This is a genomic window from Megasphaera indica (assembly GCF_046614755.1).
Taxonomy (GTDB): Bacteria; Bacillota; Negativicutes; order Veillonellales; family Megasphaeraceae; genus Megasphaera; species Megasphaera intestinihominis.
Map to the genome: position 1 here is coordinate 1 of NZ_JBKKJR010000022.1, position 23,349 is coordinate 23,349.

Below are 23,349 nucleotides of genomic sequence, written 5' to 3' on the forward strand. Positions count from 1 at the left end.
GTTCCGACGTTTTTTGAGCCATGGAACTGAAAATGCCCTAGCAACTAGCATCATACTGGCAATGGCCCACAATGTCTTGACCTTACATCACAAGCTGCAATCCGGTAATTTTGGGACATACCTTTATTCCTTAAAAAAAGTGAAAAAGAGCGCTTGAATAACTATATACATAGCAAAGGTACATGTTTTTTTTGCCGACTGGATGCCGGTCTGTTTCGTATACCTTTTTACGTTTAGCGAGAAAAAAGAGAATAGAACGATGAAATAGAATAAAAAAAGGGGGGGGGGCTGTCGCACGAAGCCAAAATGGCTTAATGCGACAGCCCCCTTTTAAGTGGCTAGTGGCTAGCAGTTAGTTGTTAGCGGATGGCTTTAAATTTAAAGGTTTTCTCTGAAAACTACAAACTCTGTACTGCAAACTATAAGGCAAACGGGACCTAGCACGGTGGAATAAGCCTTCATGCGACACGGCCCCTATGGTAAAACATTAATCATGTAATTCTTTGTCCAGTTCTTCCAGCCGTTCGATACGTTTTTCTGTCGACGGATGGGTACTGAAGAGGTTGGCAATGGCACTGCCGGCACCGGCGAAGGGGTTGATGATGCACATGTGAGCCGTCGCCTTCGTCGCACCTGGCAGGGCGTAATGATGAGCGTAGTTATCGATTTTCGCCAAAGCTCTGGCCAGGGCGATGGGGTCGTCGATCATGCGGCCCCCTTCTTCGTCGGCCATATATTCCCGCGTCCGGGAAATGCCGAGCTGGATGATAGACGCAGCCAGGGGCGCTACGATAGCCGTCACCAAGAGGGCTACAGGATTGCCTTCCCCATCATCGTCGCGGCCGCCGCCGAAGATGGCAGCCCACTGGGCGATGTTGGCAATCATGCCGATGGCGCTGGCAAAGCAGGCCACGATAGTGCTGATGAGGATATCCCGATGCAGGATATGGCTCATTTCATGGGCCAGGACACCGCGGATTTCATCTTCATCGAGGAGGTCCAGGATCCCAGCCGTCGCAGCGACAGCTGCATGGGACGGGCTGCGGCCCGTAGCGAAGGCATTGGGTACTTCCGTCGGGATGATGTAGACCTTGGGCATGGGCAGGTCCGCCCGCTGAGCCAGGTCGGCGACGATGCGGTACAGGTAGTGGTCTTCTCCGACTTCCTGTGCCCGATAGGCTTTCAAGACCATAGTATCACTGAACCAGTAGGAAATGAAGTTCATCGCCGTAGCGATGAGGAACATGACCATGACGCCGCTGCGGCCGCCGATGAGGCCGCCGATGGCCATGAGGATACCCGCCAGGGCCGTCATGAGAAATACGGTTTTTACACGATTCATAAAATCAACTCCTATCAAGAAGCTAAAAGTCAAAAGGTAAAATTCGTTACACTCTCATTATATACGGTCTTATGTTCGTTGTCAATATGGTTGTCAATAAAGAGGTTACTTCAATATCTTGTTGTTGTAGCGCCGGATGTAGACGATATATTGCCCTTTCGCGTCTTTCTGGCCGTCAAAGGCGACAGTGATCGACACGTCATCCTGGGTCCATTCGACTTCTTTATCACTCTGTTTGACTGGGAAGTTTTCCATATTGGAATAAATCGTCGCTACCAGGCGGGAATAAATGCTCTTGGCTGTCGCCTTGTCAGTCGTCTTAAAGTAATTATCGAAAGCCAGGACCTTGCCCTTGGCCGACGTATCGGCCGAGAAGATTTCGATGCCTTCCGTAACGGATACGTTCTTGACGACCGACGTCCGTTCAGCCCGTTCCGTAAAGGATACCGTGCTGCCGTAGAAAGTCCAGTCGGACAGGATGGAGAAATTGGCATCGAAATCAGCCCGGGGCATACCGAGATAGACCGTCTGATACGCCGTGAGCGGGCTTTCGGCGATTTCATCGACAGACTGGTTGTAGTCAAAAGCACCGGCCGGAACCGTCAATGTCGCCCATAACAGGGCTGCTGCCATTAATTTTTTACAGGTCATGAGAATTCCTCCTTTACAGGAATGGCGTCAAGATCAAGCTGAACAAGGCGAAGACCAGACGCTGCAAGGGAATGAGGATATACGTGAAAAAAGGCGTCATCATCAGGGCGATGAGGATGAGGAAGCTGTAGCGTTCGAGGCTGGCCAGCTTATAGTTCCACGACGTCGGCAGGAAACACATGAGGACCCGCGAGCCGTCGAGAGGCGGCAAGGGAATCATGTTGAAGATGGCAAAGTTGACGTTGTACAAGACGATGAGGTGAAGGACCATGGGCAGGGCCGTCGTCGTAAAGAGATGGAGCTTGACAAAGATGACTTCAATGACCAAGGCGACGAAAGCCGTGATCAGGTTGGACACGGGACCAGCCAGGGATACACAGATTTCCCCTTTCCGCCAGTTCCGGAAATTGCCGACTTGGATCGTAACCGGCTTGGCCCAGCCGAACTGGGCGACGAGCAGCATGATCAGGCCGACCGGGTCGATATGAGCCACCGGGTTCAACGTAAGGCGCCCCATCAGACGCGGCGTATCATCGCCCATCCAGTCTGCCACCTGGGCATGAGCGTATTCATGGATGACCATGGCGATGAGCAGGCCGGGAATCCCGGCAATAATAGAAAGTATATTAAAATCGAACATAGAATTCTCCTTTCGTTAATATTTCTATTATACGGTATCCAGGGGAAGATAACAAGATGTGGCTAGGAGTTAGGGGCTAAGGGCTAGGGGTCAGGGGCTAGGGGTCAGGGGCTAGGGGTCAGGGGCTAGGGGTCAGGGGTTAGCCGCTGACTGCTGACTGCTGACTGCTAAAAAAGGCGCTGTCTTCATGCGACAGCGCCTTTTTTCACCGCTTCCGGTATTCATATTCTACGTTTTGTTCGACGATGGCCGCTTTTTCTTCGATTTCGCGGATTTCGTTGATCATCTTCGTCACGAAGGTTTCATCCTTGATGGATTTCAGGTTGATGCGGACGCTGTAAAAAGCCGAGCGCATAGCCGCCCTGGCGTTCATGGTGGCAATGACGCCATCCGTGATGACCCAGGCGTTGCCGTAGCGGACGACTTGTTCTGCCAGCTGGAGGAGGACGAAGATGTCCTTGCCCAGTTCAAAGGGCGACAGAGCCGCATCCTTAAAGGCCTGCTGGACCTTGGCCGCCCGGTCCGGCGTATCCTTGGGCAGGCGGACGGCGCGGATGACGCTGTCGAAGGCCGCTGCGTCCTCGGCGATGCCGTCGAGGTAGCGCTGGCGCAGACCGTGGGCCTTATCGCGGATGGATACCATGAGTTTCTCGATTTCATCGTAGCCCTTCTTGCCGATAGTCAGGTTGGCGACCATCTCTACGAGCGCTGCTGCCGAAGCAGCGGTCATAGCGGCGATGCCGCCGCCGCCGGGAACGGGTTCCTTGGAAGCCGTGACTTCCAGGAGCCCGTCGAGGGGCATGGATTGGAATTGTGCAAAATCCATCTTAGAACAATCCCGTAATGACGCCATTTTCGTCGATGTCCATGCGGTTGGCAGCCGGTACTTTCGGCAGGCCCGGCATGGTCATGATATTGCTCGTCTGGCAAACGATGAAGCCCGCACCGGTGCAGACGCGGACGTCTTTGACCGTGACCTTGAAGCCCTTCGGTGCCCCCAGGAGCGCCGGGTTATCGGACAGGGAATACTGCGTCTTGGCCACGCAAATCGGCATTTTATCGAGGCCAAAGGCTTCCAGTTCCTTGATCTGTTTCTGAGCGTTGCCTTCAAAGAGGACGCCGTCGCCGCCGTAGACTTTCTTGACGATAGTTTCCAGTTTTTCAGGAATCGAAGCGTTGACGTCGTAGAGCGGTTTGTACGGGGTCTTCGGCTGCTGCAGCAGTTTCAGGACTTTTTCGCCCATTTCGACGCCGCCTTTGCCGCCTTCGGCCCAGCAGTTGTTGAGGGCGACTTCGACGCCGTAATCTTCGCAGAGTTTCCGCAGCGTAGCGATTTCTTCATCTGTATCGCTGATGAATTTATTGATGCCTACGACGACGGGTACGTCGAAGAGGCGCATATTTTCGATGTGTTTGGCCAGGTTGGCAAAGCCCTTCTTCAAGGCTTCGACATTTTCTTCCTGCAAGTTCTTCTTGTCGACGCCACCGTGCATCTTCAGGGCACGGACGGTCGCAACGATGACGACGGCATCGGGTTTGATACCGGCGAAACGGCATTTGATGTCCATGAATTTTTCAGCACCCAGGTCGGCACCGAAACCGGCTTCCGTAACGGCGATATCGCCCATCTTCATAGCCAGTTTGGTTGCAACGACGGAGTTGCAGCCGTGGGCGATGTTGGCGAAGGGACCGCCGTGGACCAAGGCCGGCGTATGTTCGATGGTCTGGACCAAATTCGGCTTGATGGCATCTTTCATGAGGATGGCCATGGCGCCTTCGACGCCGAGCTGACGGGCTTTGACCAGATTGCCGTCCAGGTCATAGGCCACGGTGATGTCGCCCATGCGCTTCTTGAGGTCCATGAGGTCGTTGGCCAGGCAAAGGGCTGCCATGATTTCCGAAGCGACAGTGATCATGAAATGGTCTTCCCGCGGGAAGCCGCAGACTTTGCCGCCCATGCCGACGACGACGTTGCGCAAAGCCCGGTCGTTCATATCCATGACGCGTTTCCAGATGATGCGGCGCACATCGATGCGCAGGGCGTTGCCTTGATGGACATGGTTGTCGATGGCTGCGGCCAAGAGGTTGTTGGCTGCCGTAATGGCGTGCATGTCACCGGTGAAGTGCAGGTTGATATCTTCCATGGGCAGGACCTGGGAATAGCCGCCGCCAGCAGCGCCGCCTTTGATGCCGAAGACCGGTCCCAGGGACGGTTCGCGCAGGGCGACGACAGCCTTATGGCCCATGTAGTTCAGTGCCTGAGCCAGGCCGATAGTGGTCAAGGTCTTGCCTTCGCCAGCCGGTGTCGGCGTGATGGCCGTGACCAGGACCAGTTTCCCGTCTTTATTCTTCGACAGGCGCTTAATGGCGTCAAAAGAAATCTTTGCTTTATATTTTCCGTAGAGTTCCAAGTCATCATCGGTGAGGCCGACTTGTTTTGCAATGGCCGTAATCGGTTCCAATTTCGTCTGCTGTGCAATTTCGATATCGCTCAATACCTTTGCCATAGTAGTTGTCACTCCTGTTCTTTTCTTTGCATAAAAAAAGGCCGCTCCGCTGGAAGGTTGCCCAGACGGTCGGCTTTAAGAAATCATGCTCCCCGTGGTAACTCCACTTCCGTCAGTCACATGATTATAGCTTCATTATACAAAAAAAGAACCCTCTGGTCAAGGGTTCTTTTTCAGGACATCTTACTGGATCACGCTGGTATCGAGGTGTTCAAAGCCCGTGAGCAGGCCTTTCACCTGACTGGCAATCTGCTGACAACCGCCTTTTTCCCTGCTTTCGATGTTCAGCGGCATGTTCGGGTCGTGGAGGGACATGCGCAGCAGGGCCCAGCCGTTAGGGAATACGAGGCGCACGCCTTCATAGGACGGCTTGGCGATGGCGATGCCCGCTTGAGCGGCCCGTTCTTCAAACTGTTTAAGTACGTCAGCGCCGTAGGCCTGGACGTCGTCTGTGCCGATGATTTTCAGGCGGAATTCAACGCCTTCCGCAGGATGGCCCAATTTGGCAATGAGGTCGCCGAGCTGTTTGCCTTCCTTCTTGGCTTTCGTCGCAGCGATGAGCAGTTTGACGGCCAGGTACGCGCCGTCGTCGAGGTAGTAGTTTTCACTCAGCGCGCCGTGGCCGGATGTTTCGATGGCCAGCGGCGAGACTGTACCGGCCTTGTTGAGGCGGATACATTCGTCGATGACATTCTTATAGCCCCGCATATAGCGGTGATGGACCAGGTGGAGTTCATCCTGGAGGAACGTCGTCAGTTCATCGGACGTGACCGAGTCGGTGACGATAGTGCTGCCGGGATAATCAGGCGCCAAGATGGCGGCCATCATGGCGATGAGAGCGTTGCGGTTGATTTCTTCCCCATCGGGCAAGACAGCGCTCATGCGGTCCACGTCGGTATCGAAAATGAGGCCCAAGTCGGCTTTGTTGTCGAGGACAGCCTTACGGATAGAGGCCATGGCATCGGCATTTTCCGGGTTAGGGATATGGTTGGGGAACATGCCATCCGGTTCGAGGAACTGGCTGCCCGTCGTATCGGCGCCGAGTTCCGCCAGGACCTTAGTGGCAAAGAAACCGCCGCTGCCGTTGCCGGCGTCGACGACGATATGCATCCCTTCCAGGGGACGGTCGTACATGCCGGAACAGAGGCCGGCACAAATCTTACGGCGCAGGTGCAGGGCGTAGAGGTCGATCAGGTCCAGCGAGGCAATGGCAGCCGACGATACGGCCATGGCCGACGACTGGGAAGCCAGGGTCAGGACTTCTTTGACTTCGCTCTTTTCCAGGCCGCCGTCGACGGTAAAGAATTTCAGGCCATTGCGGTTATAGGGCAAATGGCTGGCCGTAATCATGATGGAGCCATCCATGTGGGTATCTTCAAAAATAATGGACATGAACATGGCCGGCGTCGAAGCCAAGCCGCAGTCCGTGACGTGGACGCCCTGACCGAGGAGGCCGCCGAATACGGCTTCTTTCATCATGCCCGCCGACACGCGGGAATCGTGGCCGACGGCAATGCGCAGGTCACTCGTCTGTTTATTCAGCTTCTTGGCTAAAAACTTGGCAAATCCAGCGGCAATGCGGTTGACCGCTTCCGGGACCAAGGTGACGTCTTCACCGGGAACGCCGGCGATGGCGACGCCGCGGACGTCACTGCCATTCTGTAATTTCATCATCGCTTCTGTAGTTATCATGTAGGGATGTTTCCTTTCTTCGATTTAGCGGACAGCGTCCGCTGCCTCTTATCATACTGAAAATCAGGCCAAAAGGCAAGCGTCGACAATGGCTTCTGCCGTCAGGCCGTACTTTTTCAAAAGATCTCCGGCCTTGCCGGATTCACCGAAACAATCCTGGATGCCGACGTAAGCCTGGCGCGTCGGACAGCGGCGCGACAAGGTTTCCGCCACGGCGCCGCCCAGGCCGCCGATGACGCTGTGTTCTTCGGCAGTGACGACGAAGCCCGTCTTCCTGGCTGCAGCGACGACCAGGTCTTCGTCGAGCGGTTTGATGGCGGCCATGTCGATGACCATGACCTGACGGCCCCGATTGGCCAGGATATCGGCTGCTTTCAGGGCTTCCTGGACCATGAGCCCCGTGGCGATGACGGCGGCATCACAGCCGTCGCGCAGGACCGTCCCCTTCCCCCACTGGAAGGGACAGCCAGATTGATAGACGTCGTCGACTTTGTCTCGGCCCATGCGCACGTAGACCGGCCCGTCATGAGCGACAGCCGCCCGGATGACAGCTTCCGTTTCGGCGCCGTCAGCCGGACAGACGACGGTCATATTCGGCAGACTGCGCATGATGGCCATGTCTTCAACGAACTGATGGGTCGCCCCGTCTTCGCCGACGCTGAGGCCGGCGTGGGTCGCACAGATCTTGACGTTGAGCTTTGGCAGGCAGATGGAGTTGCGAATCTGTTCAAAGGCCCGACCCGTGCCGAAGACGGCAAAAGTGCTGGCCAGGGGAATCTTGCCGCAAGCGGCGAAGCCTGCCGCCGTGCCCATCATATCCTGTTCCGAAATGCCCATATCGAAATAGCGTTCCGGCGCTACCTTTTTAAAAGCAATCGACCGCGTCGACGAACCGAGGTCGGCGTCGAGGACGACAATCCTCGGATTTTTATACAATTCCGTTTCTAAGAGATGCCCGTAGGCATCGCGCGTTGCCCTTGCCATCAGCCTTCGCCCCCTAATTCACGTAATGCCCGTTCACATTCTTCTTTCGTCGGCGCCTTGCCATGCCAGGACACGGCATTTTCCATGAACGATACGCCCTTGCCCTTGACGGTCTGGGCGATGATGACCGTCGGCTTCCCTTTTGCGGCCTGCGCCTGGTGCAATGCAGCGCCGATGGCGTCGTAATCGTGGCCGTCGATTTCCAGGACGTTCCAGCGGAAGGCCCGGAATTTGTCGGCAATGGGCATGACGTCCATGACGTCTTCATTGGACCCGTCGATCTGCAGTCCGTTATGGTCGATGATCAGGGGCAGGTTTTCCAGTTTATATTGAGCTGCCGACATGGCCGCTTCCCAGATCTGGCCTTCTTCGATTTCGCCGTCGCCGGCGATGACGTAGACCCGCCAGTCCGCCCCGTCCAGCTTGGCCGTCATGGCCATGCCGTTAGCAGCCGACAAGCCCTGTCCCAGGGATCCCGTCGTCATGTCGATGCCCGGCGTCGTATTCATGTCGGGATTGCCCTGGAGCATGGCGCCGCACTGACGCAGGTGCCACAATTCATCTTCCGGGAAAAAGCCCCGTTCGGCCAGCGTCGCATACAGAGCCGGTACGGTATGGCCCTTGGAGAGGACGAAACGGTCCCGGTCCGGCCAGTGAGGCCGCTTGGGATCGATCCGCATGACATCGAAATACAAGACTTGCAGCATATCGACGATGGACAAAGAGCCGCCGGGATGACCGGATTGGGCCAGGGTGACCATCTTGACGATATCCTGCCGCACGTGAGCCGCATGACGGCTCAATTCTTTGCTATCCATGAGAAAGCCCCCTTTTGCCTTATATTATAGCACAAAAGGAGCTGTCGCATCGCGACAGCTCCTTTTAAGTTGTTAGTGGTTAGTGGTTAGTGGCTAGTGAATGGCTTTCGATGTAAATGCCCATTGGCTCTCTTTATAGGAGAGCTGTCAGCAAAGCTGACTGAGAGGTTCAACCTCTCCGGCCCTGCGGGCCACCTCTCCTATCAGGAGAGGCTTATGGTCTGCGACCTGCGGCCGCGGCCTTCGCAGTTCAGTTTCTTACGAGCCACGAGCCACGAATCACGAACCACGCTCACAACACATACTTCTCGATGGCTTCGGCGACGGCGCCTTCGTTATTGGTGGCGTCGGTGACGACGTCGCAGTATTGGCGGATGACGGGGTTGAGGTTATGGACGCCGACGGAAAGGCCGGCGGCCTTCAGCATGTCGATGTCGTTGATGTTGTCGCCAATGGCCATGGTTTCTTCATGGGCTACACCGAGGATATCCGCCAATTTCCACAGGCCCGCCCCTTTATTGACGCCTTTGTGCATGAATTCGATATAGCGGTTGCTGGAGAAGCTGACCGTAATGTCGTCCAGCAAGGGGCGGATTTCAGCGTGTATCTGCTGTAAATAGTCGTAATCCGTATTGGTCACGATGAGCTTGCAGACTTCTTCTTTGCCGCGGATGAAATCGAGGTCCTCCGCTTCGACGGGCACGTAGCCCATGCGGCCGTGGAGGAAGGCTTCTTCGTCGGGCGTAATATTCGTGATGTAGACGACATCACGCGTATAGATATGCATACATTGGCCATAGGCACAGCAGCGGCGGAAAATCCGGTCGGCCAGGTCAAAGGGGATCGGGTCCCAGAAGAGGGAGCGGCTGCCCTTGTTTTCCGTAATATTGGCGCCGTTGAAGCCGATGACGTACTGGTCCGCCTGGTCGTAGAGGCCCAGAGTCCTCAGGACGCCTTCGATGGAACGGAAGCCCCGACCCGTACAGGGCACGAATTTCACGCCTTTGGCAATGGCTGCCGTAATGGCTTCGATATTGCGCCGGCAAATCGTCGCGTCGCTGCTGAGCAGCGTTTCATCCATATCACAAGCAATGATCTTATACTTCATGTCGTCTCCTTTTCTTTCGTAACGGCTGGGGCATAGTGGTCGTAAATCTTCCAGGCTGCCAGTGCTGCCAGACATTCAAAGATCCAGAAGGCGTGCCACACGCCGTCCGGTCCATAAACGCGGCAGAGGAGCCACGCCGCCGGCAGGCTGATGACGACGTAGCGCAGCAGGGTGATGGCAAAGGACGGATTGCCCTTCCCCAGCCCTTCCAGGGCGCCAGACGCCGTAATAGACAAGGCCGACGGTACGAATCCCCAGGCAATGATGTCCAGGGCCGACGCACCGGCTGCGATGGTTTCCTCACGGGACGTGAACCAGCCCATGAGGACGTCCGGGACGGCCAGGCAGATGACCAGACCTGCCGCCATGACCAGGCCGTTGAGGACCAGCGTCGTCCGATAAATGCGGCGCACGCGGCCCAGTTCCCCAGCTCCGTAATTATAGCCGATCAGCGGCCGCACACCTTGAATGATACCATTTGTCGGCATAGAAAGAAAGGTCTGGAGCTTATAATAGACGCCGAGGATGAAAATATACGTCGGCGAAAAAGGCGCCAGGAGATGGTTCAGGGCGACGAGGAAGACCGACGACAGGCCCATGTTGAGGGCCGCCGGGATGCCGATGCCATAGAGCCGTTTATCGAGTTCGATGTCCCAGTGGAGATGGCGGCGGCAAACTTCGACCCGCAGCGGCCGCCAATGACAGACCACGGCATAGAAGAGGAGGTTCACCGTCTGGCCCAGGCCCGTCGCCCAGGCCGCGCCTTCAATCCCCATGGCCGGAACCGGTCCCAGGCCAAAGATGAGGATCGGGTCGCCGATGATATTGACCAGGCAGCCCAGGGATAAGCCGGCCATGGTGACCTGCATGCGGCCGACGGCCTGGAACATCTTTTCATAGACCAGGTCGACGCTGAGGATCGTAGAAAAGGCAAAGACGATGACGGCATAGCGCAGGCCCAGGTCGATGAGTCCCGCGTCCTGCGTAAAAGCCCGCAAAAAAGACGGCACAGCCCAGATACAGCCTGCCGTCATGACCAGACCATGGATGACAGCCAGGAAGACACCGTGTGTCGCAGCCACATCGGCCGTCCCCTTCTGACCGGCACCGAGGCAGATGGAAATAATGGCATTGAGGCCGACGCCAAAGCCTATGCAGACGGCATTGACGAAGTTCTGCATGGGAAAGACCAGGGACACAGCCGTCATGGCCTGTTCGCTGATCATGGCGACGAACAGGCTGTCGACGATATTATAGAGCGAATTGACGATCATCGACACGACGGCCGGCAGGGCCATGGAAGCGATGAGAGGCAAAATCGCCCGTTCTTTCATAAACGATTCGTCCATACGTCACCTTCTGCGGCGGTCGCGCAGCCAGCGCCAGAGGGCCGCTGCGCCCTTGATGACCAGGTAGAGGATGAAGATATTCACTAACAGGCCGAGGATATCGGCACCCCAGCCCAGGGAACCCCAGCCGAAGAGATGGCTGAGCATACTGCCCAGGAACATGCCGCCGGCAAAGAGGCCGATACCGCGCATGACGCTGCCCAGGCGGGACGAAGACGTCGTCCGGCTGGCATTGGCCTGAGCCGTTTCAGCCTTGCGGGCCTGCGTCTGCCCATTCGGTTTTGTATTGCCCAGGCTGGGCGCTTCATTTTTCGTCGTCCCCGTTTTCGGTGTCACATTCTTAGGCGCCGGGGCCGGCAGCGATTTCGGCGCCGATACGCGGGCACCGCCACCACCTTTGGCGGCCTGTACGGAAGACGGGACAGTCGGCAGGGCCAGGGCCGTCCACAAAGCAAAGACACAAACGGCGATAAGAGTCGTTTTTTTCATAAATAGGCTCCTTTATAACAAATTGTGCGACGTATCCGACCCTTTCAAAACGGCCGGTCCCCCATGGGGAAACATGATGTCATATAGATTCAATGTCGACAGATAATCGGCCAGCTTGCCCTGTACCCCGGCCAGGGCTTCGTGGACGTCACAGAAACCATAGCGGTGATGGTACGGGCACTGGAAATCGCCGTCCAGGCAGCTGGTGATCATGTTTTCCCGTTCCATGACGTTAATGATGTCCATGAGGGTAATGCCGTGCAAATCCCGTGTCAGGCGGCATCCGCCCTGGGCGCCGCGGATGATTTCGATGAACCCGGCCCGTTCGAGTTTCTTGGAAATCTTGTAGGCGAACTGCCGGGGGACGAGCTGTTCGTCGCTGATTTCCCGTATATTTTTCAGCTGTAAATCAGCCAGGGATCGTAAAATGCGGATGGCATAGTCTGTTTCTCTGGTAATAATCACGATGTAAGACGCTCCTTCTCATTCTGTATAGATTAAGTCTATTATAACGTGAAATGACGAGAAATGCCAGTCGTAAATGCCTTGCGGTTACCAGAAAAACCCGATATAATAAATAGTGTTTGCATGTTTTAGCTTTAACTACAGATGAGGTGTACTATGTCATTAATCGATGAAGTAAATAATCGCCGTACTTTTGCCATCATCTCCCACCCTGATGCCGGCAAGACGACGTTGACTGAAAAATTACTGCTCTACGGAGGTGCCATTCACCTGGCCGGTTCCGTCAAGGCCCGCAAGACGGCAAAACATGCCGTTTCGGACTGGATGGAAATTGAAAAACAGCGTGGTATCTCCGTCACCAGTTCGGTCCTCCAGTTCGACTACGAAGGTCATCATATCAATATCCTCGACACGCCGGGCCATCAGGACTTCAGTGAAGATACGTACCGGACCCTCATGGCTGCCGACAGCGCCGTCATGCTCATCGACGTCGCCAAAGGCGTCGAAGCCCAGACGAAGAAGCTCTTCCGCGTCTGTAAAGAACGGGGCATCCCCATTTTCACCTTCGTCAACAAGATCGACCACTTCGGCCGCAACCCCTTCGACCTCATGGATGAAATCGAAGACATCCTGGGCATCCACGCCTACCCCATGAACTGGCCTATCGGCCTGAATGGCAACTACCAGGGCATCTACGACCGGGCTTCGTCGTCTATCGAACTCTTTGAAAAAGACACGACCCACGGCCAGCGCAAACTGGCATCGACCAAGGGCTCGGCAGACGACCCGATTTTCAAAGAACTCCTCGACGAAGACGTCCACCAGGGCCTCATCGACGACATCGAGCTCCTCGATGAAGCGGGCGATGAATTCGACATGGAAAAAGTCAAGCGCGGCGAACTGACGCCGATGTTCTTCGGCTCGGCTATGACCAACTTCGGCGTCAAGCCCTTCCTGGAAGAATTCCTGCGCATGGCTCCGAAGCCGCAGCCGCGCAAATGCCTGGAAGGCGTCGTCGAACCGACATCGGACCAGTTCACGTCGTTCGTCTTCAAGATTCAGGCCAACATGAACCCCCAGCATCACGACCGCATCGTCTTCATGCGCATCTGCTCGGGCAAGTTTGAAAAAGGCATGACCGTCACGCACCGCCAGTCCGGCAAGACCCTGCGCCTCATGCAGCCTCAGCAGTTCCTGGCAACGGAACGGACCATCGTCGAAGATGCCTATCCGGGAGACATCATCGGCGTCTTCGATAACGGCACCATGGGCGTCGGCGACACCCTCTATTCGGGCAAGAAGAAAGTCACCTTCAAGGACTTCCCGACCTTCCCGCCGGAACTCTTCGCCCGCATCCGCGCCAAGGATTCGATGAAGCGCAAACAGTTCCTCAAGGGCATGACCCAGCTGGCCCAGGAAGGGGCCGTCCAGATTTATGAAAACCTGGGCTCCATGGAAAGCTACATCGTCGGTGCCGTCGGGCAACTCCAGTTCGAAGTCCTGGAATACCGCCTGAAACACGAATACGGCGTCGACCTGGAAATGAACCGCCTACCCTACACCGTCGCCCGCTGGATTCAGACCAACGGCCACGACTACAAAGAACTGAAGAACATCGACAGCGCCATGATCGTCAAGGACCATAAACAGCGCGTCGTCCTGCTCATCGCCAACGAATGGCAGACCAACTGGATCGTCGAGCGGAACCCGGAATTCACATTCTGCACCACACCGGACCAGTTGAAAATAGAAGAAGAGTAGAAAAAAGGCTTGTCGCGTGCGACAAGCCTTTTTAAGTGGTTAGTGGCTAGCGGCTAGGGGTTAGCAAGATTTTCCCAACGGGGAATCGTAGGGGGCGCCACGTGGGCGACCCGTCGGTATTTGGGCGATGTTCACACACCGCCCCTCACGCCGTGAGGCAGCACCATTCCGGCAGGGTTACGGTACGGTCGAAGGCCGGTAGCCACTCGCCGCGGGTATGGTCATAGGTCCGGATGAGGATATGGTCTTATGGCATTTCCTCCTTCATCCATGAAAAAACAGGCTCTGGCTGTACAGTTTCAGTATAGCCAGAGCCTGTATGTTTTTTGCAAAAATCAAGGGAAATGTCTGTAAAAGGTCATTTCTTCTGGACGACGGGATAGTCCTGCAGGGCGTCGTAGCCTTCTTCGCCGGTCCGGATCTTGACGGCGTTGTCGATGGCCGACACGAAGACCTTGCCGTCGCCGTAATTGCCCGTATAGAGCACTTTCTTCGCTGTTTCGATGATGGTTCGCGGTGACACTTTGGAAACGACCATTTCGACGCGGACCTTGGGCAGGAGTTTGGCCGACACTTTGGCGCCGCGGTAGAATTCAGTCCGTCCCTTTTCGATGCCGAATCCCAGGGCGCGGGTAATGGTCATGCCCGTGATGCCGATGGCTTCCATGGCGTCTTTCAAGGTTTCAAAGCGCTTTTCATCGGTAATGATAGTCACGTTATACAGGGCATGGCCGCCGACCGGCTGAGGACTGGCCATGACCGAATCGGGAATAGCCTGGTCCAAGGGGATTTCTTGGGCCCCTTCCGGCGCTTCCCCGGCCTTCAAGGCTTGCGACAAGTCCTCCAAATCGTCGCTGCGGTCCAGTTCGTAAGCCGGTACCAGGCCGTTTTCCTTGAAGTCCAGGCCGTTGATTTCTTCGGCTGCCGAGACGCGCAGGCCTATCGTCGCCTGGAGGATGCGGAAAACCAGGGTCATAGAGACGAAGACGAACAGGGCCATAGCCACGACGCCGGCCAGCTGGATCAGGAACAGACGGATTTCTCCCGTATAGAACAGGCCGTCTTGGACGCTGAACAGGCCCGTCAGGAGGGTCCCCAAGGCACCGCAGCCGCCGTGAGCGGCAATAGCCCCGACCGGGTCGTCGATGCGCAATTTCTGGTCGATGAATTCGATGAGGAAGACCGTCACGATGCCGGCCAGGGCACCGATGACAAAGGCCCCAGGCACGCTGACGACATCACAGCCGGCCGTAATGGCCACCAGCGCCGCCAGGCTGCCGTCGAGGGTCATGGATACGTCGGGCTTGCCATAGCGGATCCATGTCGTCACCATGGCCGTCGTCGTCCCGGCAGCGGCGGCAATATTGGTCGTAAAGAAGATAGACGCGGCTTTTAGGATGGTCTGTTCCCCCGTCAGGGACAGGGTCTGGCCTCCATTGAAGCCGAACCAGCCGAACCATAAGATGAACATGCCCAGACAAGCCAGGGGCAGGCTGTGGCCGGGAATGGCATTGACCGAGCCATCGTCATTATATTTGCCGATGCGCGGCCCCAGGGCCTTGGCCCCGGTCAGGGCGCAGATGCCGCCGGTCAGGCTGACGACAGAAGCGCCGGCGAAGTCATGGAAGCCCAGGCCTGCCAGCCAGCCGCCGCCCCAGGACCAGTGCCCGACGATGGGATAGATGAGCAGACTGATGAGGATCGTAATCAGACAGGATGACGAAAATTCCGTCCGTTCAGCCATAGCGCCGGACACGATGGCCGCCGTCACGGCACAGAGAACGGTCTGGAAGAGCAAAAAGGCCAGATCCGGATAAGGCGTCCCGGCCATGAGGTCCATATGCTGGGCGAAGAAATCGGGCATGCCGATGAATCCGCCTATGTCGCGGCCAAAGAGCAGGCTGAAGCCGACGATCCAGAAAGCCAGGGTCCCGAGGGAAAAGTTCATGAAATTCTTCATGACGATATTGCCGGCATTCTTGCCCCGCGTCAGGCCGGCTTCGAGCATGGCGAAACCGGGCTGCATGAAGAAGACCAGGACGGCCGCCATGAGGATCCAGAAGGTATCGACCGATGAATAACTCATTGCGCTCCCCCCTCTTCTTCGGGATAGGTCAGGCCCCACTGCTGGCGGATGGCCGTCATGAGGTCCATGACATCTTTCGTATAAGCCTGGCACATGCCCTGGCCGCCGTGGGCCACGGCGTCTTCCATGTCCCGGATTTCGTACTGCAAGGCCTTGGACTGACTGCCGGCCTGCAGGACATCCTGATGGCCGTCGGCCGTATAGGTGATGGTCGCCGTATCGGCCCGGGGATAGTCGTAGATTTCGATATAGCCCTTATCGAAGGCGGCCATGCCCCGTTTCGGCTGCTTGGCATGGAGCGATAAGGAAAGCGTCGCCATCTCCCCTTCCCGGTTCTGCAAGAGGATACCTGCCTGCTCGTCGACACCGGTCGGTGCCAGGCGGACCTGAGACGCGATCTGGTCGGGCTGACAGCTCATGAAATAGCGGACGAAGGACAGCGCATAGACGCCGATATCGAGGAGGGCACCGCCGGCCAGGGAGCGGTTGAAGAAGCGGTTATTCATATCGTACTCTTTATAACTGCCGAAATTCATCTGAATGAAACGCAGCGGCCCCAGGGCGCCGGAACGGATGAGGTCAGCGAGCTGTTTGTAAATAGGCATATGATATAAGGTCATGGCTTCGGCCAGGACGACGCCGTGTTCATCAGCACAGCGCCGGGCCTGGTCCAGTTCCAGGCTGTTGAGGGTAATGGATTTTTCGCAGAGCACGTGTTTGCCCGCTGCCAGCGCCGGCAGCAGATAACGGATATGCGTATTATGGGGCGTCGAAATATAGACGATATCGACGTCGGGATCCGAAAAGATATCCTCTGGCTTGTCGTAGACCTTGGCGATGCCGTATTTTTCAGCAAAAGACAAGGCCTTTTCATGGGTCCGGTTGCCGACACTGTACAAAGTCCCGCCCAGGGCCTGCATAGCCTGGGCCAGTTCATTACCGATGACGCCGCAGCCCAAAGTCGCCCAACGATATGCTGGCATAATGATTCCCCCTTTTACGATAACAGGCGGCTGACGAGCTTGACACAGTCTGCCGCATCTTTGGAATAGCCATCGGCACCGATTTCATCGGAGAAACTCGGCGTAACGGCTGCGCCGCCGATGATGATCTTGCCGCCATACTGTTTATCCGCCGCTTCGGCGATGACATCTTTCATGTGCATCATCGTCGTCGTCATCAAGGCTGACAAGCCGACGACAGACGCCTTTTCGCGCAGCGCCGTCTCGATGATGGTGCCGGCCGGCACATCCTTGCCCAGGTCGATGACCTTATAGCCGTAGTTGCGCAGCATGAGGCCGACCAGGTTCTTGCCGATATCGTGGACGTCGCCTTCGACGGTGGCAATGACGATGGTCGCCATGTCCTGCTGGCCCGGGTCTTTCTTGATGAGCGGTTCCAAATAGGCAATGGCTGTCTCCATCGTATTGGCACTGGCAATGAGCTGGGGCAGGAAGTAAATCTGTTTATCGTATAAATCGCCGACCTCAGTGATGGCCGGAATGAGCAGGTCGTTGATGATGGCATCCGGTGCCATACCCTTGGCCAGTTCTTCCTGAGCCAAGGCGACGACGGCGTCCTTTTCCCCTTCCAGAACGGCCTGGTAGACCGGATTGACCGGCCCCTGCTCAGCGCCTTGGGACTCCTCCGCCGTTTCGACAGCCCCAGCCGTACCGTGGCTGGCCAGGAGTTCTGCTTCTTCCTGCCGTTTTCTTTCGGCTTCTTTCTTGTCGAAATACTGCATGCGGTGGATGTAGGCCAAATCGCTGCCCTCTTTATTCATTAGCATATTGGCCGCTGCTGCCGTATTCATGAGCAAATCCTGGGACGGATTGGCAATGGCCATGGTCAGGCCGCTGGCAATGGCCATGCCCAAGAAGGTGGCGTTGACATAGATCCGATCCGGCAGGCCGAAGGAGATGTTGGACAGGCCGCAGACCGTGGCTAGTCCCAGGTCCTGCTTGCAATGGGAAAACGTGGCCATGCAGTCCAGGGCCGACGTCGGCGCAGCCCCGACCGTCGCTACCAGGGCGTCGACGACGACATCTTCCGGCGAAAAGCCGTGGTCGTAGGCATCGGCCAGGAGCTCGTCGAGGACGGCATGTTTTTCTTCGAGGGTCTTGGGGATACCGTTATCCGAAACAGGCAGGGCGATGAACATGGCGCCGTACTTTTTGACGACAGGCAGAAGTTTCTTTCGCTTTTCCGTTTCACAGGAAATGGAATTGACCAGGGCCCGGCCGGGATAGATGCGCAGGGCCGCTTCCATGATGTCCGGTGAGCTCGTGTCGATGCTGAGGGGCAGGCCCGATACGCCTGTCACTTCGTAAATGGCCTTGAGCATCATTTCTTTTTCATCGATGCCGTTGGTCCCCATGTTGACGTCGAGGATAGACGCGCCGTTGCGTTCCTGTTCGCGGGCCATGGCGCGGACCATGTCCAGCTTGCCCGCCCGCAGTTCAGCCTGGAGCTTCTTCTTGCCCGTCGGATTGATGCGTTCGCCAATGACCTGGAAAGAGCCGTCGAGCTTGATTTCTACGACCTGCCGTTCCGAGGCCAGGACACGGTGATGGCTGGCATGCGGCGCTTTCGGCGTCAGCCGGCAGACAGCCTCGTGAAGGGCCCGGATATGGTCCGGCGTCGTGCCGCAGCAGCCGCCGACGATATGGGCACCGGCTTCGATGAGCAGCCGGCCGTCCTGGGCGAATTCTTCCGGCGTCGTCTTATAGACCGTCTTGTCACCATCCAATTCCGGCAAACCGGCATTGGGCTTGGCAATGAGGGGAATCGTCGCATATTCATACATCTTCCGAACCGTTTCCACCATGTCGGCCGGTCCTGTCGAGCAGTTCAGGCCGACGGCATCGACGCCGAGGTTCTGCAAGACGACGACAGCCGCTTCCGGCGGCGTCCCATAGAGGGTACGGCCGTCCTTTTCAAAGGTCAGCGTCGCCATGATGGGCAGGTCGCAGACCTCCTTGATAGCCAGGACACAAGCCCGCGTTTCCTGGAGGCTCATCATGGTTTCGACGATGAACAGGTCGACACCGGCATCGTACAAGGCCTGGGCCTGTTCGCGATAGACGTCGACGAGGTCGTCAAAGGTCAGTTCACCCATAGGATAGAGCTGCTGGCCCGTCATGGTCATGTCGCCGGCAACCAGGGCTTTCCCCTGGGCCGCTTCTTTGGAGATAGCGACCAAGCCCTGATTGATGGCGACGAGCTGGTCATCGAGGCCGTATTCGGCCAATTTGAGCCGGTTACCCGTAAAGGTCGGCGCATAGAGGATCTGCGAGCCCGCTTCGACGAAACGGCGCTGCAAATCGATCATGACGTCGCGGTTCTCTAAGATCCATTGTTCCGGGCAGACGCCGATAGGCATGCCCGCCTGTTGCAGGTTCGTCCCCGTCGCCCCGTCGAGCAGGACAACACCGCCCTGTAGAAGTTGTTGAAATGCTTCGTTAGTCAATCTAAGTCCCCCTAAAAATTCAGATAATCAATGTATAAGCGTTGAAAGGCTTCGTCGTTGCCGAGGACGATTTCCTCTGCCCCGGCGGCGATGGCCTGTAACTCTTCCAAAGTCACGGCGCCCGTCAAAAGGCTGATGGCCCCTTTCAGGGACGTGTTGCCGACAGCCGTCGTCCGTTCGGCCAGATCCGCTGGCAACAGGCCGATGACAGCCGCTTTCTGCGGATCCAGGTAATAGCCGAAACCGCCGGCCAGGAAGACCTGGTGGACGCGCTGACGGCTGATTCCGCTGCGTTCGATGAGCGATTCGATGCCGGCCCGGATGGCGCTCTTGGCCATCTGGATTTCGCGGATATCCTGCTGGCTTAGGGTAATGCGCTGATAATCCAACGTCGACGCCAAAGGAAAGCCTTTATGGAAATAAGGCTCTACGAGTTTCCCCGTTTCGTCGACCAGGCCTTCCCGGACCAGGCCGGCCATGGCTTCGAGGATGCCCGTCCCGCAGATACCGACGGGAACGGCGTGGTCGATAGTCCGCACCTTGGCCCGGCCCCGCTCGATGCGGACGCCGCATATGGCCCCGGGGACGCTGCCCGTCCCCCAGGTCAGCTTGCCCCCTTCCAGAGCTGGACCGGCCGGAGCTGATGCGATGAAGCGCTGGTCCTTATTGCCCAGGACCATTTCCCCATTCGTCCCGAGATCGACGAAGAGGCTGACGTCGTCTGACGAGGCCAGGCCGCACTGCCAGATGCCGGCCGTAATGTCAGCACCGACGTAGGTGCTCATGCCGGGCAGCAGGGTCACTGTAGCGTCTGCCAGCGGCGACTGCGGTCCCAGGACCTCCTGGGCGCGATAAGTCTTCCCGCCCAGGGACACGGGATGGAACGGCCAGTCGCCCAGGCCGTCGCAGGGCCAGCCCATGAGCAGGTGGAGCATGGTCGTATTGGCGGCAATGGCCATCTGGCGGCAGCGAGCGGCCGTGCCGGGATGGTCCTTCAGGAGCTGCTTCGTCAGCCGCGTCAGGTCCCGGCGTACGGCTTTCTGCAAGGCCTTGCCTTTGCCGTGGCAGGCGGCACCGATGCGGCTGACGACGTCGGCCCCAAAAGAGCGCTGGCTGTTGACTGCCGTCGCTGTCGCCAGGATTTTTCCATCCGTACAGTCTACCAGAGCAGCGGCCAACGTCGTCGTCCCGATATCAACAGCCAGGCCATAGTCGTGGTCCGCTGCCAGCGAAAGGGCTCCCTCGTCAGCGGCTTCGGCAGCCAGAGCCGAAAAGCCCTGCTGTTCCTGCACGGGAACGGCAATTTCGACCGCTTCCCGGGTTATGGCCTTGCAGGCCAGGCGCCAGCCCTGGGCCAGCTGCGCTTCGGAAAAGATGCGCTTGTCTTCCGGTGTGACGGGAAGCCGCCCCCGGACGACGCGGATGCGGCATTTGCCGCACATGCCCTTGCCGCCGCAGGGCATAGCCAGGGCCGTTCCCTGAGACTGGATATAGTCATGGACCCGGCAGCCGCCAGGGCAGGTCAGCCGTACTTCCCGGGTCGATTCGGCCTGGCGTTGCGGGCAATCCGTCTTAGGGCAGGCCGTACAATCATGTTTCACCTGAAATACAGCCGGGTCTTCGCAAAGGTCAAAGACGAGGCTCATGGATTTCTCCGGCGACAAGGCCATGGCCGCATTGACCGTCACGCCAGCCGTCCGGCCGGCAGCCGTCTCACGGACCGCATCGGCCTGGACCGATAAGGGCAAATCGCTGCCCGGTTCGTGGCGGCAGACGATGCCACAGCCCTTTTGCCGGCAAATAAGGCGCAGCTGCTGCAAGACCTGCTGTTCCAGGGCAAAGAGGCACGTATCAGCCATGGCAGCGAAGAGCACGGCGGCCAGCTCATCCCCGTCATCCTGATAGCGGTCGATCTGCCGGCTCACAGCAGCACCTACCGTCAGGATGACATAGAGCCGTTCCTCTGTAAAGGCCAGGACCGCCTTGGCCTGCAAAGACCGCCGCAAGAGCGGTGCCATATCCCGGCACATCCCTTCAGCCCGTTCCCAAGCTGCCCCTTTCGATTCATAACCAGCAAACTGCAGAGCCTGCTCCACGTCGGGGACGATCCGCTGCCCCCGGATGATACGAATATCTGCCATATACTTCCTCCTAAAAACATTATCCATAATACATAAATTATATAACCTCAAGGCGCCTCGTGGCAACACAATCTTAACAGAAACCTCACGGCCGTATACATTTCCCTTCCCTTTGGCTATAATGAACGTAGTCTTTTTTTTGCTAAAGGAGGAATACCCATGTTAACCAACGTCTTTTTCGACTGTATCAAACGCGATGGCATCGTCTCTGTCGCTTCGGCCAATGCCGAAGGCCAGGCACACATTGCAAACACCTGGAACAAAAAAGCCAAACTGTAAATCTATAATATATTAGAGAATACAAAAATAACCGCTTCAGGTCCTAATCTTGAGCGGTTATTTCTATAAATAATTTATTCTGGGATCATCCATCTATCGGCAATATTTTGTATACAGAAAAAGAGCCCGGGCACGATTACGTGCGACAAGCTCTTTTCATTCATGGTGGGCCCACTTGGGTTCGAACCAAGGACCAACCGGTTATGAGCCGGTGGCTCTACCACTGAGCTATAGGCCCAAAGGATAAGGCGCAAGGCCTTACCAAATTATTATACGCGAATTAGCGTATGGCGTCAAGGAGAGATTTCGGCTTAGAGGAAATCCTTGATTTTTTCCCGTTTGCCCCAGTTGCGCAGTTTGCTCAGGGCCTTTCCTTCGATCTGGCGGATACGTTCACGGGTGACGTTGAAGTGCTGACCGACTTCTTCCAGTGTGCGCGGGCGGCCATCTTTGAGGCCGAAGCGCAGGTAGAGGACTTTGCGTTCCCGGTCGGTGAGACAGGAAAAGACGTCTTCGATCTGTTCTTTCAGCAAGATGAAGGAGGCGGCGTCATCAGGGGCGACGGCTTCCGAGTCTTCGATGAAATCGCCGAGGTGCGAGTCTTCTTCTTCGCCAATCGGTGTTTCCAGCGATACCGGTTCCTGGGCGATCTTCATGATTTCCCGGACGCGTTCGACAGGGATGTCCATTTTTTCAGCGATTTCTTCCGGCAGCGGTTCGCGGCCTTTGTCCTGCAGGAGCTGGCGGGAAATGCGGATCAGCTTGTTGATGGTTTCGACCATGTGGACCGGGATGCGGATGGTCCGGGCCTGGTCGGCAATGGCACGGGTAATGGCCTGGCGGATCCACCATGTCGCATAGGTACTGAACTTGTAGCCTTTGCTGTAGTCGAATTTATCGACGGCTTTCAACAGACCCAGGTTCCCTTCCTGGATGAGGTCCAGGAACAACATGCCCCGGCCGACATAGCGCTTGGCGATGCTGACGACGAGGCGCAGGTTGGCATCGGTCAGTTTCTTCTTGGCAATCGTGCCGGCTTTGATGTCTTCTTCTGTCGCATCGGGAGCATTGCCCTTTTCGATGGCCTTGGCCAGGGTAATTTCTTCCGTCGCCGACAAGAGGGGGACGCGGCCGATTTCTTTCAAATACATGCGGACCGGGTCATCGATGTTGATGCCTTCCGGCACGCTGAGGTCGACATTGTGAAGGTCCGGGACTTTTTCCGTATCTTCATCATCTATATCATCATGTTCCGCCATGGAGTCGTCTTCGCCGACGATGTCGATGCCCTTGTCGGCAAAGACTTCATACATCTTGTCGATCTGGTCTGGCGTCAGTTCGTCTTCTTCCATGAGGTTCATGATTTCCGTATACGTCAGGCTGCCCTTCTTCTGCCCCATTTGCAGGAGCTGCTTGATGTGCTGCAGGGCCAGGGCCTGGCGTTCTTTTTCACTCAACGGTTTCTTGGCGGCAGCGTCCTTCTTCTTGGACGGCTTGCGGCGCGTCGTCTTTTTCGTCGTTTTCTTCGTTACTTTTGTATCATCTGTCGTTTTATTCACCATGGTGTA

General features: G+C 56.8%; 19 protein-coding genes, 1 tRNA gene and 1 riboswitch. Of the genes, 2 read left to right on the top strand and 18 right to left on the bottom strand.

Annotated elements, in window-relative coordinates; all coding sequences use genetic code 11:
* Nucleotides 1-487: 487 nt before the first annotated feature.
* The 12 genes from htpX to ACFCTO_RS10245 form a co-directional block, all read right to left on the bottom strand.
* Nucleotides 488-1,342: a zinc metalloprotease HtpX gene (gene htpX / locus ACFCTO_RS10190; RefSeq protein ID WP_020311695.1), complete on the bottom strand. Its 855-nt coding sequence runs from the start codon at nucleotides 1,340-1,342 to the stop codon at nucleotides 488-490.
* Nucleotides 1,343-1,447: 105 nt separating this feature from the next.
* Nucleotides 1,448-1,993 carry a hypothetical protein gene (locus tag ACFCTO_RS10195; RefSeq protein WP_292302157.1) on the bottom strand — a complete coding sequence of 182 codons (546 nt, stop codon included), beginning with the start codon at nucleotides 1,991-1,993 and terminating at the stop codon, nucleotides 1,448-1,450.
* 13 nt (nucleotides 1,994-2,006) lie between these two features.
* Nucleotides 2,007-2,633 (bottom strand): site-2 protease family protein, encoded by a 627-nt coding sequence (locus tag ACFCTO_RS10200; RefSeq protein WP_020311877.1) that lies wholly within the window; start codon nucleotides 2,631-2,633, stop codon nucleotides 2,007-2,009.
* Between the two features lie 205 nt (nucleotides 2,634-2,838).
* A complete protein-coding gene (locus ACFCTO_RS10205; protein ID WP_292261883.1) occupies nucleotides 2,839-3,459 on the bottom strand; it encodes a cyclodeaminase/cyclohydrolase family protein in 621 nt (206 codons plus the stop codon).
* Nucleotide 3,460: 1 nt separating this feature from the next.
* Complete coding sequence (locus tag ACFCTO_RS10210; protein WP_499876824.1) at nucleotides 3,461-5,140, bottom strand: formate--tetrahydrofolate ligase; 1,680 nt, start codon at nucleotides 5,138-5,140, stop codon at nucleotides 3,461-3,463.
* 52 nt (nucleotides 5,141-5,192) lie between these two features.
* Nucleotides 5,193-5,270: riboswitch (ZMP/ZTP riboswitch) on the bottom strand.
* A 53-nt stretch (nucleotides 5,271-5,323) separates the two neighbouring features.
* Nucleotides 5,324-6,832 carry a phosphohexomutase domain-containing protein gene (locus ACFCTO_RS10215; protein WP_499876825.1) on the bottom strand — a complete coding sequence of 503 codons (1,509 nt, stop codon included), beginning with the start codon at nucleotides 6,830-6,832 and terminating at the stop codon, nucleotides 5,324-5,326.
* Between the two features lie 63 nt (nucleotides 6,833-6,895).
* The gene (locus ACFCTO_RS10220) at nucleotides 6,896-7,816 is read right to left on the bottom strand and encodes a transketolase family protein (RefSeq protein WP_302485831.1); all 921 of its coding nucleotides are present in this window, start codon (nucleotides 7,814-7,816) and stop codon (nucleotides 6,896-6,898) included.
* Nucleotides 7,816-8,634 carry a transketolase gene (locus ACFCTO_RS10225; protein ID WP_499876826.1) on the bottom strand — a complete coding sequence of 273 codons (819 nt, stop codon included), beginning with the start codon at nucleotides 8,632-8,634 and terminating at the stop codon, nucleotides 7,816-7,818. Before ACFCTO_RS10225 ends, ACFCTO_RS10220 begins: the two co-directional genes overlap by 1 nt.
* A 292-nt stretch (nucleotides 8,635-8,926) precedes the next feature.
* Nucleotides 8,927-9,742: a Cof-type HAD-IIB family hydrolase gene (locus tag ACFCTO_RS10230; protein ID WP_292260288.1), complete on the bottom strand. Its 816-nt coding sequence runs from the start codon at nucleotides 9,740-9,742 to the stop codon at nucleotides 8,927-8,929.
* Nucleotides 9,739-11,091 carry an MATE family efflux transporter gene (locus tag ACFCTO_RS10235; protein WP_499876827.1) on the bottom strand — a complete coding sequence of 451 codons (1,353 nt, stop codon included), beginning with the start codon at nucleotides 11,089-11,091 and terminating at the stop codon, nucleotides 9,739-9,741. Before ACFCTO_RS10235 ends, ACFCTO_RS10230 begins: the two co-directional genes overlap by 4 nt.
* Nucleotides 11,092-11,094: 3 nt before the next feature.
* Entirely contained in the window at nucleotides 11,095-11,580 is a 486-nt protein-coding gene (locus ACFCTO_RS10240) for a DUF2076 domain-containing protein (protein ID WP_292301824.1), read from the bottom strand.
* A 12-nt stretch (nucleotides 11,581-11,592) separates the two neighbouring features.
* On the bottom strand, nucleotides 11,593-12,045 hold the full coding sequence (locus ACFCTO_RS10245; protein WP_292301826.1) for an RrF2 family transcriptional regulator: 453 nt from the start codon (nucleotides 12,043-12,045) through the stop codon (nucleotides 11,593-11,595).
* 156 nt (nucleotides 12,046-12,201) lie between these two features.
* On the opposite strand from ACFCTO_RS10245, the gene ACFCTO_RS10250 reads away from it, so the two are divergent.
* Entirely contained in the window at nucleotides 12,202-13,806 is a 1,605-nt protein-coding gene (locus tag ACFCTO_RS10250; protein WP_020311075.1) for a peptide chain release factor 3, read from the top strand.
* A gap of 358 nt (nucleotides 13,807-14,164) precedes the next feature.
* On the opposite strand, the gene ACFCTO_RS10255 is transcribed toward ACFCTO_RS10250, so the two are convergent.
* Genes ACFCTO_RS10255 through ACFCTO_RS10270 form a run of 4 tightly spaced genes read right to left on the bottom strand, consistent with a single transcriptional unit; the run spans nucleotide 14,165 to nucleotide 21,502 of the window.
* Nucleotides 14,165-15,892, bottom strand: a complete 1,728-nt coding sequence (locus ACFCTO_RS10255) for an ammonium transporter (protein WP_292301410.1) — start codon at nucleotides 15,890-15,892, stop codon at nucleotides 14,165-14,167.
* Nucleotides 15,889-16,875 (bottom strand): Gfo/Idh/MocA family protein, encoded by a 987-nt coding sequence (locus ACFCTO_RS10260; RefSeq protein WP_499876828.1) that lies wholly within the window; start codon nucleotides 16,873-16,875, stop codon nucleotides 15,889-15,891. Before ACFCTO_RS10260 ends, ACFCTO_RS10255 begins: the two co-directional genes overlap by 4 nt.
* A 14-nt stretch (nucleotides 16,876-16,889) precedes the next feature.
* On the bottom strand, nucleotides 16,890-19,361 hold the full coding sequence (locus ACFCTO_RS10265; protein ID WP_292260306.1) for a homocysteine S-methyltransferase family protein: 2,472 nt from the start codon (nucleotides 19,359-19,361) through the stop codon (nucleotides 16,890-16,892).
* Nucleotides 19,362-19,372: 11 nt separating this feature from the next.
* The gene (locus ACFCTO_RS10270; protein ID WP_499876829.1) at nucleotides 19,373-21,502 is read right to left on the bottom strand and encodes an ASKHA domain-containing protein; all 2,130 of its coding nucleotides are present in this window, start codon (nucleotides 21,500-21,502) and stop codon (nucleotides 19,373-19,375) included.
* Nucleotides 21,503-21,661: 159 nt separating this feature from the next.
* Between ACFCTO_RS10270 and ACFCTO_RS10275 the strand changes: the two genes are divergently transcribed.
* The gene (locus ACFCTO_RS10275; RefSeq protein WP_292260313.1) at nucleotides 21,662-21,781 is read left to right on the top strand and encodes a pyridoxamine 5'-phosphate oxidase; all 120 of its coding nucleotides are present in this window, start codon (nucleotides 21,662-21,664) and stop codon (nucleotides 21,779-21,781) included.
* A gap of 163 nt (nucleotides 21,782-21,944) precedes the next feature.
* On the opposite strand, the gene ACFCTO_RS10280 is transcribed toward ACFCTO_RS10275, so the two are convergent.
* Both ACFCTO_RS10280 and rpoD read right to left on the bottom strand, forming a co-directional pair.
* Nucleotides 21,945-22,019, bottom strand: a tRNA-Ile gene (locus ACFCTO_RS10280).
* Nucleotides 22,020-22,092: 73 nt separating this feature from the next.
* Nucleotides 22,093-23,343: an RNA polymerase sigma factor RpoD gene (rpoD, locus tag ACFCTO_RS10285; protein ID WP_499876830.1), complete on the bottom strand. Its 1,251-nt coding sequence runs from the start codon at nucleotides 23,341-23,343 to the stop codon at nucleotides 22,093-22,095.
* Nucleotides 23,344-23,349: the final 6 nt, after the last annotated feature.